We start from the raw sequence: 13,809 nt of genomic DNA on the forward strand, positions 1-13,809 counted from the left end.
GGCGAAGACCGCATGCGCCCTAGCGGGCAGTTTGCGACATTATTTGATCAGAATAGCCTGGTGCGATCCGGCGGTGGCCCTTGGCGAATCCGCCGAGCGGATGGGGCGCTATTTCGATGCCACGGCGGGCAGTTCGTACTTGGGTTGAGGTGCGTTTCCCTGCTTCAAGGCCGCCGCCAAGGCACGGATCGAGGCCAACTCGGCATCCGACACCACGATGTCGCCCACCTGCATCTTCTGCGCTTGAGCGCGAGCGAACATCTCGATGCCCGGTGAGGGGTCTTCGCCCAGTGCGTGCAGCTCCCGCGTGGCGAATTCGGCGGCTGTCGGGTAGACACCGTCCAGGCCGAAGTAGAGGATCGACTTCGAGACGTACCGTCCGGACAGCCAACTGCCTCCCGGGATGATCGCCAGCGCCACATGCCCCGCCAAGCCAGGCACCGCCGCGATTCGCGCCTTGGTTCTGCGCGACTCGGCTTCAGGCGACGACGTGATGTACAGGCCATAGGCCGCCAGCCAGCGCAGATCGGCCGCCGTTTGGGCCTGCTTGAGCAGGTTCGTCGGGAGCTTGATGCCCGGCGACAGGTCGAACCCCAGCTGGTGCGGGTAGGGGTCGAAATAGGTGCTGTACACACCCGCTTCGCAAACCGGCTGTCCAAGCAGTTCCACCGACTGGCCATCGTCGAGCTTCACCTTGAAGGGCTGGTCTGGCTGGAGGTCATGGCGGGCTTTTCGAAGGGCCACCATGGCCGAGTAGGGTTCGTCGGGCTCAATGTCCCGGCCGTTGATGGCCACCACGACGTCGCCGACCTTGAGCTTCGGCTCAGCCGTCGGGTCCACCCACACGACACGGGCCTTGTGGTCCACGCCGAGCTGGGCATAGGCCGCGCGCAGCTCGTCGCTCAGCTGCTTGGGGTCGACGTGGCCCGTCGTCATCAGAATGAAGGGCTCGTGCGGTTGAACCGTGCTGCAGTAGCGCTGCGTTGCCATGCGCTGGGCCTGTTCGTAGACGGCGCGCAGCAGCCCGATTTCGTTGTGCAGTTGAACCCGCGCCTGTTCTTGGGCGCCGGTGGAGATCGGCATGTCTTTGGCGATGCGCTGTGAGGCGCAGCCCGTCAGTGCGAGAAGCGAAGTCGCCAAAATGAGTGTGCGCAGTGTCATTTCAGGTGGTTCGGCGCTGTCGCATGGCGGCGTCGACAGCCGGTTGTCCCGCGGTGGCGAAAGCCCGCCGTGTCGCGGGCCGTGAATCCTTGAATTTGGACCAACTATCGGCGAAGGGGCCGAAAGCTTGAGGCCTTGCCGAGCGCCCTCGGTTCAAGGCGGCGGGTCTGGCCTCACCGCGTCGCGCCCGCCCCTGCTTCCCGCCGGGGTGTTCGACGCTCGATGGCGTCTGTCAATGCTTGTGGCCATGGTGCAGGTCGGGCACGTGGGGGTGCGTGTGCACCAGTGCCGCATGGGCATGGCGATGGCTGTGGGCACCCTGTGGCATGGGCTCATGGCGGTGGTCGTGATGGCCGTCGTCGTGCGTGTGGGCGTGTTCGTGTTCGATGGGCTCGTGCGCGTGTTCGTGCTCGTGCGACTCGAGCAGATGGAGCATGACGCCCGCGAGCATGAGGGTGCCGCCCAGCACCAGCAGCAGCGATCCACCGCGTTCCCCGAGACCCCATGCACCCAGCGCGCCAATGAAGGGCGCAAAGGCGAACACGGATCCGGTGCGCGCGGCGCCAAAGCTGCGCTGGGCCAGCAGGTAGAAGCGAAGGCTCAGGCCATAGCCGCTGGCGCCGATGCCCACCAGCCCGCAGGCCACCCAACCGCCGGGCAGGGGTTCGCCGAATGCCCAGGCCAGCGTGAACGTGGCCACCGCGCCCAGACAGGATTTGCTCAGCACGACTTGCCCGGGGTCGCGGTCGGCGAGCCCTCGCGACAAGCTGTTGTCCAAGCCCCAGGCGGCCGTGGCCACCATCACCGCGACCAGGCCGAACAGTTGCGCGCGGCCCTGAACGCCTTGTTCGAGGGCGAGAACCATGCCGCCGGCCAGCAGCGACGCCATGGCCAGGACGACTCGCTTGTCGATGGTCTCTCCGTACAGGCGCCATGCCAGAAAGGCGGTGAAGAAGGCTTCGAGGGACAACGTCAACGAGGCCGAGGTGCCGCTGGTGCGCTGCAGGCCCCAGGCCAGGGCAACCGGTCCGATGACGGCGCCCGACAGCGCCATGCCCAACAAACGGCCGGCGTCGCCGAGCCTCAGGGGCGCTTCACGCTCCCGGGGGTGTCGGATGAACAGCGACACCAGGCTGGCGCCGCCGTAGAGAAGGCCGGCCGTGGTGAATGGACCGAGGCCCTGGCCCCAGCGCTGCACGAAGGGCGTGCTCAAGCCAAAGAGGGTGGCCGCCAGCAGCGCCAGCAGGCCGCCTTTGAGCACGGCGGAAAGCGGTCCGTGTGTCATGTCATGGCGACCGGTGAAAGCCGCGGCAATGAGGTGGCCCGGAGGCGAGAGGGCGGTACGCGGATTCTGCTTCCTTCTGTCGGCGATGACCGGAACGCGCGAACCCGGCGCCCGCGCCGGCCTTGGCGCGCGGCGCGCCTGCCCGCGGTCCGCCAGTCGGTGAGCGGCTCAAGATCGGCAACACGCCGTCGATACGCGAAGCACGCCCCGTTGTGTCTGGTCGAGGGGCGAGACCTACCCTTCCGCATGACATCGGTACCCCCCGCATGAAACTCAATGACCTCAAGGTCGGCAGCCGCCTGGCCTTTGCCTTTGGACTGGTTCTGCTCATCACGGCCCTCATGTCCGGCATCGGTGTGTGGCGCCTGCAGGAGCTGGCCGACACCACGCAGCGGCTCGCCACCACCGACAACGAGAAGCTCCAGCTGGCTGTGCGCTGGCGCCAGACCATCGACCTGAACTGGGTCCGCACGCGCGCCGCTGTGCTGGACTCGGACACCAGCCGCATCAGCGATTGGCAGGCCCGCATGGACAAGACCTCCGAGATCACCCTGGCCTCGCGCAAGCGGCTGGTGGAACTGGTGCAGGAGGACGAAGGCAAGCGCCTGATCGCGGCCATCGACGCCGCGCGCGAGGCCTACCGCACGCCGCGCGCGAACCTGCTCAAGCAGCGCCTGGCCGGCGAGGACGTGAGCGCCGCGCTGGAGCGCGACCTGCGCCCGCTGGCCGAGGCCTACCTGGGCTCCATCGCCAAGCTCGAGGAGTACCAGCAGTCCCTCTACGACCAGGCCCTGGCCCAGGCCCACGCCAACGCGGCCCAGGGCCGCTGGATCCTGATCGTCGGCGGCGTGTTCGCCGTGCTGCTGGGCGCGGCCGCCGCCTTCGTGCTGAGCCGCTCCATCACCGTGCCGCTGCGCCAGGCCGCCGACGGCGCGCGCCGCATCGCCGAGGGCGACCTCACCAGCCGCATCCACAGCGAAGGCCGCGACGAAGCGGCGCAACTGCTGCAGGCCCTCAAGGGCATGCAGGACAACCTGTCGCGCGTGGTCGCCAACGTGCGCGGCAACGCCGAAGGCGTGGCCTCGGCCAGCACGCAGATCGCGCAGGGCAACAGCGACCTCTCGGCCCGTACCGAGCAGCAGGCCTCGGCACTGGAAGAGACGGCCGCATCGATGGAGCAGCTCAGCTCCACCGTGCGCCTGAACGCCGACAACGCGCAGCAGGCCAACCATCTGGCGCGCAGCGCCTCCACGGTGGCCGAGCAGGGGGGCGAGGTGGTGGCCCAGGTGGTCGACACCATGAAGGGCATCAACGACAGCTCGCGCCGCATCGCCGACATCATCAGCGTGATCGACGGCATCGCCTTCCAGACCAACATCCTGGCGCTCAACGCGGCGGTGGAGGCCGCGCGCGCCGGCGAGCAGGGCCGCGGCTTCGCGGTGGTGGCGGGCGAGGTGCGCAACCTGGCCCAGCGCAGCGCCGAAGCGGCCAAGGAAATCAAGGGCCTGATCACCGCCAGCGTGGAGCGTGTCGAACAGGGCTCGGCCCTGGTGGACCGCGCCGGCGCGACCATGACCGAGGTGGTGGCCAGCATCCGCCGCGTGACCGACATCGTGGGCGAGATCAGTGCTGCCAGCAGCGAGCAAAGTTCGGGCGTGGCCCAGGTGGGCGAGGCCGTGACGCAGATGGACCAGGCCACGCAGCAGAACGCGGCGCTGGTGGAGGAAAGCGCGGCCGCGGCCGCCAGCCTCAAAACCCAGGCCGCCCAGATGGTGGAGTCGGTGGCGGTGTTCCGGCTGAACCCGGGCTGAACCGCGGCGGGTGGTGCCTGAAATAGTTGCTCAATCGGCAACTATTCATTTCCATCTGGCTTGTTTATTCCTTTGAAGGCAGTCTTTACAGTTCATCCCATGCCGAACACAAAGCGGCATCGAGATTCAAACCACTGTCTATCCGCTGTCTTCTTAAAGGAATTGTCATGAAAACCGCCAAAAACGTTGCCCTTTCGCTTGCTCTGGCCCTGGGCGCCGGTGCCGCCTTCGCTGAAGGCCCCATCGAAGGCAACGAAGTCTTCCACTTCCAATCCACGCTGAGCCGCGCCGAAGTGCAGGCCCAGGCCGTGCAAGCCAACCAGGCCGGCCTGGTGGCCCGCGGCGAAATTTTCCCGGTCGACCAGGCCGTGGCCAGCCGTGGCCTGAGCCGCGACGAGGTCCGCGCCGAAGCGATCCAGGCCCAGCGCACGGGCCGCACCGCCCGCGGCGAGATCGTGTCGGTGGAAGCGGGCGCCTGAGTCCCGCGGCGCGCGCGCCGCACCCTCGCCCGACACACACAGCGGCGGCCCTTCGGGGCCGCCGCTTTTTGCTTGGGCGGTTTACCCCCCGGGCGCCCTGGCCGGCGATGGGGGTGCGGCGGGTGGCGGTGTGAGCGCTGCCGCACGCGCCACCGCCGCGGCCGCGTCGGTGGCCAGGCGGTCCAGCAGCGCGGCGTAGGCCTGCGCCTGGGCCTGCGGCGTGTCCGCGCCGGCCGCCAGTTCGTAGTCGAGCCGCTGGCTGTTCGCCGTGCGTGGCCCGGCGCCCATGGACGCCACCATGAGGCGCGCGCTTGCCTTCAACTGCCGCTGCGCGCGCGAATAGTCCATGCGGTCGATCACCACGCGCAGCCCCGCCACCGGCGACCACTCCGAACACTGGGCCTCGCAGATGCGCCAGCCCGGTAGCCGGGCGCGCAGCCCCGAGGTGAACTCGCGCGCCAGGCCCACCTCGATGCGCTCGGCCCAGAAGGTGTCGGGCCATTCGGCCAGGGTGGCGCCGTCGGTGCGGTAGCGCACGCGCCGCGAGACGAGGTACTCCGGAATCTCCAGGCGCGCGACCGCGAGCGTGGCGTTCTCCACCGGCGGCGCGGCCGATGGCGCGGTGGCGATGGTCGGGGTGCCCGGCAGGGTCAGCAGCGTGGGCGCCCGCTCGGGCGCCGAGGCGCAGCCGGTGAGGACGGCCGCGGCGGCGGCGGCGAGCGCGAGGGCCGCGGCGCGGCGGGGGAAGGAGGGCGTGCTCATTCGCGTCGGTTCCCGAAAATGATGGCGTTGGGTTTCTCTTCGAGCAGCTCGGCGAACGAGCGCAGCCCGCGCGCGGCCTGCGACAGGTCGCGCACCGCGGTTTCCAGGTCGGCGCGCAGCGGCGCGTCCGGCGCGGAGAGGTCGGCCAGGCGGTCCATGGCCAGCTTGGCCGATTGCGTGGCCTCGCGCGCGCCGACCAGCGCGCGCTGCAGTTCCGGCCGCGCCTCCTGAATGGATTGCTCGGTGCTGCGCGACAGCCGCTCGACGGACGCCAGCGTCGCCGTCGAGCTGGCCTGCACCTGGTGGATGGTCTCCGTGGCCGCGGCCAGGGTCTGGCGCGAGGCCGCCGTCGTCAGCTTGAGCTCGGCCGAGGCTTCGGACAGCGCCACCTGCACGCCGCTCAGCGTTTTCTGCACCACCACGAGCGTGTTGCGCATCTCCTCGGCCGTGGCGCGCATCTCGCTCACGGTGTCGCGCAGCGGCAGCTCGGCCACCTGTTGGATCAGCGGGCCAAAGCGGTCCTGCAGTGCCGGGATCTCCGGGTGGCGCGAGCCGCCGTGCAGCGTGGCGGGCGTCTGCGGGGCGAAGTCGAGCTCGACCGCCTTCTGGCCGGTCACGATGCTTTCCGACACCAGCCGCGCGCGCAGGCCGCGCGCCACCAGCGCGGGCACGTCGACGCCCGCGCCCGCGAGCGCCGAGGCCTGCAGCCGCATGACCACGGGCACCGTGGTGCGCAGCGTCGCGCCATCGACGCGGATGCCGATCTCGGTGACCTGGCCGATGGCGACGCCGCGAAAGGTCACCGGCGCGCCGATCGACAGGCCGCTGACGTTGTCTTCGTAGAACACCGTGGCCTTCTGCTGGTCGCTGAACCAGTCCCTGCCGCCGAGCCAGAAGATGGCGGCCAGCACGATGAACAGGGCGGCGACGACGAAGCTGCCGATGAGCAGGGCGTAGCGTTTCATGCGGAATCTCCCCGCGCGCTGGGCGCTGGTGGGTCGGGCGGCACTTCCCTTCGCAGGAAGGCATCGACCGTGGGATGGACGTGGGCCCGCGCGAGTTCGCGCGGGCAGCCGCGCGCGATGGGCGTTTGGCTGTCGGCGTCCAGGAACAGGCCGTCGTCCGCGATGGCGAACAGGCTGGGCAGTTCGTGGCTGACCAGGACCACGGCCGCGCCGGTGCGCTGGCGGATGTCGAGGATCAGGTCGTCGAGCCGGCGTGAGCTGATCGGGTCCAGGCCCGCCGAGGGCTCGTCGAGAAACAGCAGCGGCGGCTCGGCGGCGATGGCGCGCGCCAGCCCCGCGCGTTTCTTCATGCCGCCGCTGAGCTGGGCCGGCATCTGGTGGGCGGCGTGGTCCAGGCCCACCCAGGCCAGCACCTCGCGCGCGCGCGCCTCCTGCGCCCGGGCGTCCAGCGCCGTCTGCCGCGCCAGCGCCAGGCAGACGTTGTCCAGCACGGTCATGGACGACCACAGCGCCGCGCTCTGGAACAGCATGCCGAACTTCAGCCGCATGGCCTCGCGCTCGGCCTCGCCGCTGGCCCAGTAGTCGACGCCGCCGTGGCGCACCGTGCCGCTGGCCGGCGGCAGCAGGCCCACCAGGTGCTTGAGCAGGGTGCTCTTGCCGCAGCCGCTGCCGCCCATGATGGCGAAGATGCGGCCGGCCTCCACCTCGAACGAGACGCCGCGCTGGATCAGGCGATCGCCGAAGCGCATCTCCAGGTCTTGCACGTTCAGCAGCGCCGCCATTCAGATCCCCAGCGTGTTCGCGACCAGCGCGAACACGGCGTCGATGACGATGATGGCCACGATGCTGGTCACCACCGCGCCCGTGGTGGCCAGGCCCACGCCCGCAGCGTTGCGCTGCGCGTAGAGGCCGTGGTAGCAGCCCACCATGCCGATCAGCGCGCCGAACACCAGCGACTTCGCCGCGCCCAGGCCGAGGTGCGTCCAACTGAGCGCCTCGGCCGTGCGGTGCATGTAGGCGGCGGGCGAGAGATCGAGCATCACCGAGGCCACCACCATGCCGCCCACCAGGCCCGCGAGGCAGGCGAAGACGAACAGCAGCGGCATCATCACCAGCAGCGCCGCCACGCGCGGCAGCACCAGGAAGTCCATCGCCGGCAGGCCCAGCACCTCCAGCGCGTCCACCTCCTCGTTGGTCTGCATGGTGGCCAGCTCGGCCGCGAAGGCCGCGCCGGTGCGCCCGGCGATGACCACGGCGGTGATGATGGCCGCCATCTCGCGCGCCACCGAAATGGCCACCAGGTCGGCGACGAAGATGCCGGCCCCGAACTTGAGCAACTGCACGGCGCCGACGAAGGCGAGGATGGCGCCCACCAGGAAGTTGACCAGGCAGACGATGCCCACCGCGCGGGCGCTGGTGTCGGCCAGCACGCGCAGGGCGTCCTGCACGCGGTAGCGGCGCCGTCCGCCCAGCGCCGCCACGGCCGCGAGCAGGACCTCGCCGAGAAAGGCGACGGGCCGGCGCGCGAAGGCGAGGGAGACCGGCATCAGGCGCGGACCTTTCGGCGCACGGGGGTGGCAGCGGGACGGGCTGTCATCGGTCCTATCTTATGCAGCCGCGGGCGTTTCCGGCTGTAACCGGTCTCTGCGCGCCAGCGCCGGGAACACCCGCCACCACACGGCCACCACCACCAGGGTGCCGATGCCGCCCAGCAGCACCGAGCCCACCGGCCCCAGCAGCGCCGCCGTCGCGCCCGACTCGAACTCGCCGAGCTGGTTGCTCGCGCCAATGAACACCGCGTTCACCGCGCCCACGCGGCCGCGCATCTCGTCCGGGGTTTCGAGCTGCACCAGCGACTGGCGGATCACCACGCTGAACATGTCGGCCGCGCCGCTGACGGCCAGCGCCGCGAAGGCCGCCCAGAAGCTGGTGGACAGCGCGAAGGCGATCATCGCGGCGCCGAACACCGCCACCGCGCCCAGCAGCCGGCGCCCCGCGCGGCGTGCGATGGGAAAGCGCGCCAGGCACAGGCCCACCAGCACCGCGCCCAGCGCCGGCGCCGAGCGCAGCAGCCCCAGGCCTTCGGGACCGGTGTGCAGCACATCGCGCGCGAAGATGGGCAGCAGCGCCGTGGCGCCGCCCAGCAGCACGGCGAACAGGTCCAGCGACACGGCACCCAGCAGCACCGGCCGCCGCCAGATGAAGCGCAGGCCGGCCGTGAGCTGCGACAGACCAGGCGCCGCGCGCGGTCCCGGCGCGGGCCGGTGGCGCATGCGCAGCACGCCGGCGATGGCCACCATCAGCAGCAGCCACGACAGCGCGTACACGACCGCCGCGCCCCAGTGCGCGCCTAGGGCGCCGGCCTGGCCGGCCGCGTCGGCGGCGGCCAGCGCCCGCGGGTCCATCCGCCGCGCCACCGCTGGCCCCAGGGCGTACAGCGCGCCGCCCAGCGCGGGCCCGCCGATCACGGCGGCCTGCATGGTGGAGCTGGCGGCGGCCACCGCGCGCGGCAGCAGGCCCAGCGGCACCAGCGTGGGCAGCAGCGCCTGGTGCGCGGGCATCTGCAAGGCGCGCGCCGCGCCCAGCAGCACGGACAGCAGCAGGATCACCTGCGGCCCCACCCAGCCCCCGGCGCTGGCCAGGGCCAGGCAGAAGGCGGCCAGGCATTGCAGGCCCAGGGCGCCGGCCAGCAGCAGGCGCCGGTCGTGCCGGTCCACCAGGTGGCCGGCGGGCAGGGTCAGCAGCAGCGCGGGCAGGAACTGCGCGAGCCCGACCAGGCCCAGGTACCAGGCGCTGGCGGTGAGGTCGTACATCTGCCAGCCCAGCGCCACCATCAGCATCTGGTTGGCGGCGCCGCCGGTCACGCGCGCGGCCAGCAGGCGCAGGTAGTCGCGCTGGTCGCGCAGCCGCGCCGGGACCGTGTCGGGAGGGGGCATGCGGCGAGTCTAGGCGCGTGGGCGACGCCGCCTCGGCGGCCGGGAACATGCCCATCCGGTTCACAGACCGATACAGCGGCCCGGGAACGCCGCTTGCCGCGCGGGCTTCCCACACCCATGGCAACGCCGTTCCACTTCCATCGCCGGGGCCCGGGCTTGTCGCGGGGCCGCCAGGCGCGCGCACCGCGCGGGGGGCACTGAATGGGGCCGCGGCGGCGCACGTTCATAGGCCTGGGCCTGGCCGGCGCGGCGTTGGTGGCCGCGCTGGTGGTGGCCGAGCACCGCGGCTGGCCCTTTCTGCGCGAACCGGTGCAGCGCGCGGCCACGCGCGCCGCGGCGGTGCCGGTGCGGCTGGAGGGGCCGTTTCGCCTGCACCTGTTCGGGCGCCCGCGCATCGAGGTGGGCCAGTTGAACCTCGCCTCGGCCGAGCGCTTCGGCGCGCCGCACCTGGTGGACGCGCGCGGCGTGCGCCTGTCCTGGCGCTGGGGCGACATCTGGCGCTGGTGGCGCGGCGACCGCCTGCGCCTGCAGGCGCTGAGCGCGGACGCGCTCGACGCCCGGCTGCGGCGCCTGGACGATGGCAGCGCCAACTGGCAGCTGGGCGCGCGCGAACCCCGGCCCGAGGCCGAGCCCCTGGGCGGCCTGCCGCGCTTCGGCTCGCTGGTGATCGGCCAGGGCGAGGTCGATTGGAAGGACCCCATCGCCGGCGTCGACATCGACATCCGTCTGCGCGGCCGCGAGGGCGAAGCCGAGGCCGCGAACGCCGGCTACCAGGCCTCGTTCAGCGGCCGCTACCGCGCCCTGCCGCTGCGCCTGCAGGCCCACGCGGGCGGCACGCTGCCGCTGCTCAACGACCCCGAGACCGCGCCCGACGCGCCCTGGGTGCCGGTGCGCGTGGAGGGCACGGCGGGCGCCGCTCGCCTGCGGTTCGACGGCGAGGCCGCGGCGCTGCTGGGTCTGCCGCGCCTGCGGGGCGCGCTGGCCTTGAGCGGCCCCTCGCTGGCGGCGGTGGGCCGGCCGCTGGGCATCACATTGCCGCGCACGCCGCCCTTCGAACTGCGCGGCACGCTGTCGCAGGGCGACGGCGTGTGGCGGCTGCAGGCCGAGCGCGCCCACATCGGCAGCAGCCGGCTCGCGGGCGATCTGCGGTTCCACCAGCGCGCCCGGCCGCGCCGCCTGACCGGCGAATTGCAGGGACAGCGGCTCGCGCTCGCCGACCTCGGGCCGGCGATCGGTGCCGGGGGTGCTGCCGCCGCGCCCGCCCCCCCGGGCCCGCGCCGCGTGCTGCCGCAGCACCGCTTCGACCTGCCGTCGCTGCAGGCCATGGACGCCGACGTGCGCGTGGCCATCGGGTCGCTGGACTTCGGCACGCGGGCCATGGCGCCGCTGCGTGGGCTGCGCACCCGCGTGCGATTGGCGCAGGGGGTGCTGAGGCTCGACGATCTGCGGGCCGAGGTGGCCGGCGGCCGCGTCGAGGGCATGACCCAGCTCGACGCCACGGCCAGGCCCGCCGCGTGGCGGGCGCGCCTCGAGATGAACGGCGTCGACGTCGCGGGCTGGCTGCGCGGCCTGCGCCGCGAGGGCGCGCCCGCGCCCAGCGCCGCCTCCGCCCTGAAGCGGGAGCGCGAGCGGGCGCGCCAGGGCGGCGAACAGGGCCTGAAGTCCTACCTCACCGGCGTGCTGTCGGCGCGGCTGGACGTGACGGGGGCGGGCCAGTCCACGGCCGAGATCCTGGGCTCGCTCGACGGGCCCATCGACTTGCGCCTGCGCGACGGCACCATCTCCCACGTGGCCACCGAAGCCATGGGCCTGGACCTCGCCCAGGCCCTGGGCGTGGTGGTGGGCGGCGACCGCCCGCTGCCGCTGCGCTGCGCGCGTTTCGACCTGCGCGCGCGCGAGGGCGTGGTCGAGCCGCGGCTCGCCGTGCTCGACAACCGCGACAGCACGGTGCATGTCGCGGGCCGCGTGAACCTGCGCGATGAAAGCCTGGCGCTGCGCCTGGTCACGCGGCCCAAGGACTGGTCGCCGCTGTCGCTGCGCACGCCGGTCACGGTGGGCGGCACGCTGGGCCAGCCCAAGGTCGGCATCGAGGGCGGGCGCCTGGCGGGGCGCGTGGCCGGTGCGATCGCGCTGGGGGCCGCCGCCGGCCCGGCGGCGGCGGTGATCCCTTTCATCGAGCGCGGCCGCCAGGAGGACGGCGACCCCTGCGAACCGTCGGCGCCCGCCGCGCCCGCGAACAAGCGCTGAGCCGATGCGGACCGGTGCGGGGCGGTGGGCCCGCGGGCGTCCGTCAGAATCGGCCTGCGCGGCGCGTGCCCCCGAGGCCCGTGGCCGCCGCAGCAGGAGACCCCATGGACGACCCCTCGTACGCCGAGGTGCGCGGCATCGATGTGACGATGCTGCGCGCCTTCGACGCGCTGATCCGCGAGCGCAGCGTGTCGCGCGCCGCGGCGCGGCTCTTCTTGAGCCAGCCCGCCGTCAGCGCCTGCCTCAAGCGCCTGCGCGTGGCCTTCGGCGACGAGCTGTTCGTGCGCACCCAGTACGGCGTCGAGCCCACGCCGCGCGCGCTCGCGCTGGCGCCTGGCGTGGAATCGGTGCTCTCGGATCTGCAGCGGCTCATGAGCCGCCAGCAGCCCTTCGACCCCGCCGCGTCCGACCGCATCCTGCGCGTGGCCGGCAGCGACCACCTCTGCCGCACCCTCATGCCCGGCCTGTGCCAGACGCTGGGCGCGCTGGGCTCGCGCATGCGCGTGTCCTGGTCGCTGGCCGACTACAGCAAGACCGCCGAGGAGCTGGCGCGCGGCGACATCGACCTGGCGCTGATCCCGCGCATCACGCAGGTGACCGGCGTGCAGACCTCCATCCTGTGCGAGGACTCCTATGTGGGCGTGGCGCGCCTGGGGCACCCGGTGCTGGCCAGCGGCCTCGACCTCGACGCCTTTTGCGCCTGGCGGCACGTGGTGCTGGGCCAGTCGCGCTCGGTGCTCGACGACACCATCGACAGCCAGCTCGCGCGCCTGGACCGCCGCCGCGTGGTGCAGGCCGGCGTCAACTCCTTCAGCCAGATGGTGGACCTGCTGGCCGAGACCGACCTGATCGCCGTCTTCCCGCAGCGCGTGGCGCGCCGCTACCTGCATGCGCTGGGTTCGCGGCCGCTGCCGCTGGAGCTGCCCGACTACCGCCTGCACGCCTGCTGGCACAAGCGCAGCGAGGCGGACGAGGCCGTGGTCTGGCTGCGCGGGCAGGTGATCGAGGCCATCGAGCGCACGCTCTGACGGGCGCGCCAGCGGCGCGGGTGGGGCAGCTATCAGCCCCACGCATATCTCATATCCAAACGTTTGCTTTGATCCGGCGCGCGCACCGGCCTATCGTGCGGCCCCGCATTGCACAACCCACGACGGAGACACGCATGAACCGACGCGACCTGGTGGCCCTTGGCCTGGCCTCGCCTTTCCTGGGCACGGCCCTGGCCCAGACGGCCCCCAGCTTTCCCAACCGCCACGTGCGCCTCATCGCCTTCGGCGAGCCCGGCGGCCCGCTGGACATCCTGGGCCGCGTGTTCGCCGAGCGCCTGTCCAAGGCCTGGGGCCAGCCGGTGGTGGTGGAGACCCGGCCCGGCGCGGGCGGCATGATCGCCGCCGACTTCGTCGCCAAGGCGCCGGCCGATGGGCACACCTTCCTGTTCACCATCACGCACACGCAGCTGGTGCTGCCCTTCCTGCAGAAAACGCCGTACGACCCGATCAAGGACTTCCAGCCCCTCACGCCGGTGGGCGTGGGCGGCCCGGTGCTGATGGTGCGCGCCGACTCGCCGGTGACCAACGTGCAGGAGTACGTGGCCTGGGCCAAGGCCAAGGGCCGCGCCACCTGCGCCACCTGGGGCCAGGGCACGGCCGCGCACCTCTACACCGAGCTGCTGCGCAAGCAGACCGGCGCGCCCATCGACCACGTGCCCTACAAGGGCCAGGCCGGCGCGCACATCGACCTGTTCGGCGGCGTCATCGACTCGGCCTGGGCCAACCCCGCCACCGCCAAGGTGCACCTGCAGGGCGACAAGAACTCGGGCGGCAAGCCCAAGGTGCGGGTCATCGCCATCGCCGGCAGCCAGCGCAGCGGCACCCTGCCCGACGTGCCCACGTTCGTGGAGCAGGGCTTCAAGGGCGGCTTCGAGACCGAGAGCTGGTTCGGCTTTCTCGCGCCGGCCAAGACGCCGCGCCCGGTCGTCGATCAGATCGTCAAGGGCCTGCACGAGGCCGCCAGGACCGACGAGGTGCGCCAGCGCCTGGTCGACCTCGGCCTGACGCCGCTCACGCAAAGCCCCGACGAGTTCGCCCAGTCGCAGCAGAAGGAAATGCCGCAGTGGGAGGCGCTGATCCGCGCCGCCGGCATGCGCGCCAGCTGATCGCCCCC

The 13,809-nt window shown here is 72.2% G+C and carries 12 protein-coding genes; 5 read left to right on the forward strand and 7 right to left on the reverse strand.

Annotated elements, in window-relative coordinates:
- Positions 1 to 108 precede the first annotated feature (108 nt).
- A complete protein-coding gene (locus tag BHU06_RS18975; RefSeq protein ID WP_070400786.1) occupies positions 109 to 1,161 on the reverse strand; it encodes a hypothetical protein in 1,053 nt (350 codons plus the stop codon).
- Positions 1,162 to 1,393: 232 nt separating this feature from the next.
- On the reverse strand, positions 1,394 to 2,446 hold the full coding sequence (locus BHU06_RS18980) for a DMT family transporter (protein ID WP_070400787.1): 1,053 nt from the start codon (positions 2,444 to 2,446) through the stop codon (positions 1,394 to 1,396).
- A 266-nt stretch (positions 2,447 to 2,712) separates the two neighbouring features.
- On the opposite strand from BHU06_RS18980, the gene BHU06_RS18985 reads away from it, so the two are divergent.
- Positions 2,713 to 4,257: a methyl-accepting chemotaxis protein gene (locus BHU06_RS18985; protein WP_070400788.1), complete on the forward strand. Its 1,545-nt coding sequence runs from the start codon at positions 2,713 to 2,715 to the stop codon at positions 4,255 to 4,257.
- A gap of 167 nt (positions 4,258 to 4,424) precedes the next feature.
- On the forward strand, positions 4,425 to 4,736 hold the full coding sequence (locus BHU06_RS18990; protein ID WP_070400789.1) for a DUF4148 domain-containing protein: 312 nt from the start codon (positions 4,425 to 4,427) through the stop codon (positions 4,734 to 4,736).
- Positions 4,737 to 4,817: 81 nt separating this feature from the next.
- Here the strand turns inward: BHU06_RS18990 and BHU06_RS18995 are convergent, their stop codons facing one another.
- The 5 genes from BHU06_RS18995 to BHU06_RS19015 are packed head-to-tail and all read right to left on the reverse strand — an operon-like array spanning position 4,818 to position 9,399.
- Positions 4,818 to 5,498 (reverse strand): membrane integrity-associated transporter subunit PqiC, encoded by a 681-nt coding sequence (locus BHU06_RS18995; RefSeq protein WP_070400790.1) that lies wholly within the window; start codon positions 5,496 to 5,498, stop codon positions 4,818 to 4,820.
- On the reverse strand, positions 5,495 to 6,463 hold the full coding sequence (locus tag BHU06_RS19000; RefSeq protein WP_070400791.1) for an MlaD family protein: 969 nt from the start codon (positions 6,461 to 6,463) through the stop codon (positions 5,495 to 5,497). The genes BHU06_RS18995 and BHU06_RS19000 overlap by 4 nt, the downstream gene beginning before the upstream one ends.
- Entirely contained in the window at positions 6,460 to 7,245 is a 786-nt protein-coding gene (locus tag BHU06_RS19005; protein WP_070400792.1) for an ABC transporter ATP-binding protein, read from the reverse strand. The genes BHU06_RS19000 and BHU06_RS19005 overlap by 4 nt, the downstream gene beginning before the upstream one ends.
- A complete protein-coding gene (locus tag BHU06_RS19010; RefSeq protein WP_070400793.1) occupies positions 7,246 to 8,010 on the reverse strand; it encodes an ABC transporter permease in 765 nt (254 codons plus the stop codon).
- Positions 8,011 to 8,070: 60 nt separating this feature from the next.
- Positions 8,071 to 9,399: an MFS transporter gene (locus BHU06_RS19015; RefSeq protein ID WP_175442887.1), complete on the reverse strand. Its 1,329-nt coding sequence runs from the start codon at positions 9,397 to 9,399 to the stop codon at positions 8,071 to 8,073.
- Positions 9,400 to 9,600: 201 nt separating this feature from the next.
- On the opposite strand from BHU06_RS19015, the gene BHU06_RS19020 reads away from it, so the two are divergent.
- The 3 genes from BHU06_RS19020 to BHU06_RS19030 all read left to right on the forward strand — a co-directional run bounded on the left by BHU06_RS19020 (position 9,601) and on the right by BHU06_RS19030 (position 13,801).
- The gene (locus BHU06_RS19020; RefSeq protein WP_070400794.1) at positions 9,601 to 11,646 is read left to right on the forward strand and encodes an AsmA family protein; all 2,046 of its coding nucleotides are present in this window, start codon (positions 9,601 to 9,603) and stop codon (positions 11,644 to 11,646) included.
- A gap of 104 nt (positions 11,647 to 11,750) precedes the next feature.
- Positions 11,751 to 12,674 (forward strand): LysR family transcriptional regulator, encoded by a 924-nt coding sequence (locus BHU06_RS19025; RefSeq protein WP_070400795.1) that lies wholly within the window; start codon positions 11,751 to 11,753, stop codon positions 12,672 to 12,674.
- Positions 12,675 to 12,808: 134 nt separating this feature from the next.
- Entirely contained in the window at positions 12,809 to 13,801 is a 993-nt protein-coding gene (locus tag BHU06_RS19030; protein ID WP_070400796.1) for a tripartite tricarboxylate transporter substrate binding protein, read from the forward strand.
- Positions 13,802 to 13,809: the final 8 nt, after the last annotated feature.

It is taken from the genome of Hydrogenophaga sp. PML113, assembly GCF_001777155.1.
Classification (GTDB): Bacteria; Pseudomonadota; Gammaproteobacteria; order Burkholderiales; family Burkholderiaceae_C; genus Hydrogenophaga; species Hydrogenophaga borbori.

What these genes read in the sequence shown, in the direction of transcription:
- BHU06_RS19015 (WP_175442887.1), bottom strand. Translation starts at nt 9,399, where the DNA reads ATGCCCCCTCCCGACACGGTCCCGGCGCGGCTGCGCGACCAGCGCGAC.
- BHU06_RS19000 (WP_070400791.1), bottom strand. Translation starts at nt 6,463, where the DNA reads ATGAAACGCTACGCCCTGCTCATCGGCAGCTTCGTCGTCGCCGCCCTG.
- BHU06_RS19010 (WP_070400793.1), bottom strand. Translation starts at nt 8,010, where the DNA reads ATGCCGGTCTCCCTCGCCTTCGCGCGCCGGCCCGTCGCCTTTCTCGGC.
- BHU06_RS19020 (WP_070400794.1), top strand. Translation starts at nt 9,601, where the DNA reads ATGGGGCCGCGGCGGCGCACGTTCATAGGCCTGGGCCTGGCCGGCGCG.
- BHU06_RS19005 (WP_070400792.1), bottom strand. Translation starts at nt 7,245, where the DNA reads ATGGCGGCGCTGCTGAACGTGCAAGACCTGGAGATGCGCTTCGGCGAT.
- BHU06_RS18985 (WP_070400788.1), top strand. Translation starts at nt 2,713, where the DNA reads ATGAAACTCAATGACCTCAAGGTCGGCAGCCGCCTGGCCTTTGCCTTT.
- BHU06_RS18995 (WP_070400790.1), bottom strand. Translation starts at nt 5,498, where the DNA reads ATGAGCACGCCCTCCTTCCCCCGCCGCGCCGCGGCCCTCGCGCTCGCC.
- BHU06_RS19030 (WP_070400796.1), top strand. Translation starts at nt 12,809, where the DNA reads ATGAACCGACGCGACCTGGTGGCCCTTGGCCTGGCCTCGCCTTTCCTG.
- BHU06_RS18990 (WP_070400789.1), top strand. Translation starts at nt 4,425, where the DNA reads ATGAAAACCGCCAAAAACGTTGCCCTTTCGCTTGCTCTGGCCCTGGGC.
- BHU06_RS19025 (WP_070400795.1), top strand. Translation starts at nt 11,751, where the DNA reads ATGGACGACCCCTCGTACGCCGAGGTGCGCGGCATCGATGTGACGATG.
- BHU06_RS18975 (WP_070400786.1), bottom strand. Translation starts at nt 1,161, where the DNA reads ATGACACTGCGCACACTCATTTTGGCGACTTCGCTTCTCGCACTGACG.
- BHU06_RS18980 (WP_070400787.1), bottom strand. Translation starts at nt 2,446, where the DNA reads ATGACACACGGACCGCTTTCCGCCGTGCTCAAAGGCGGCCTGCTGGCG.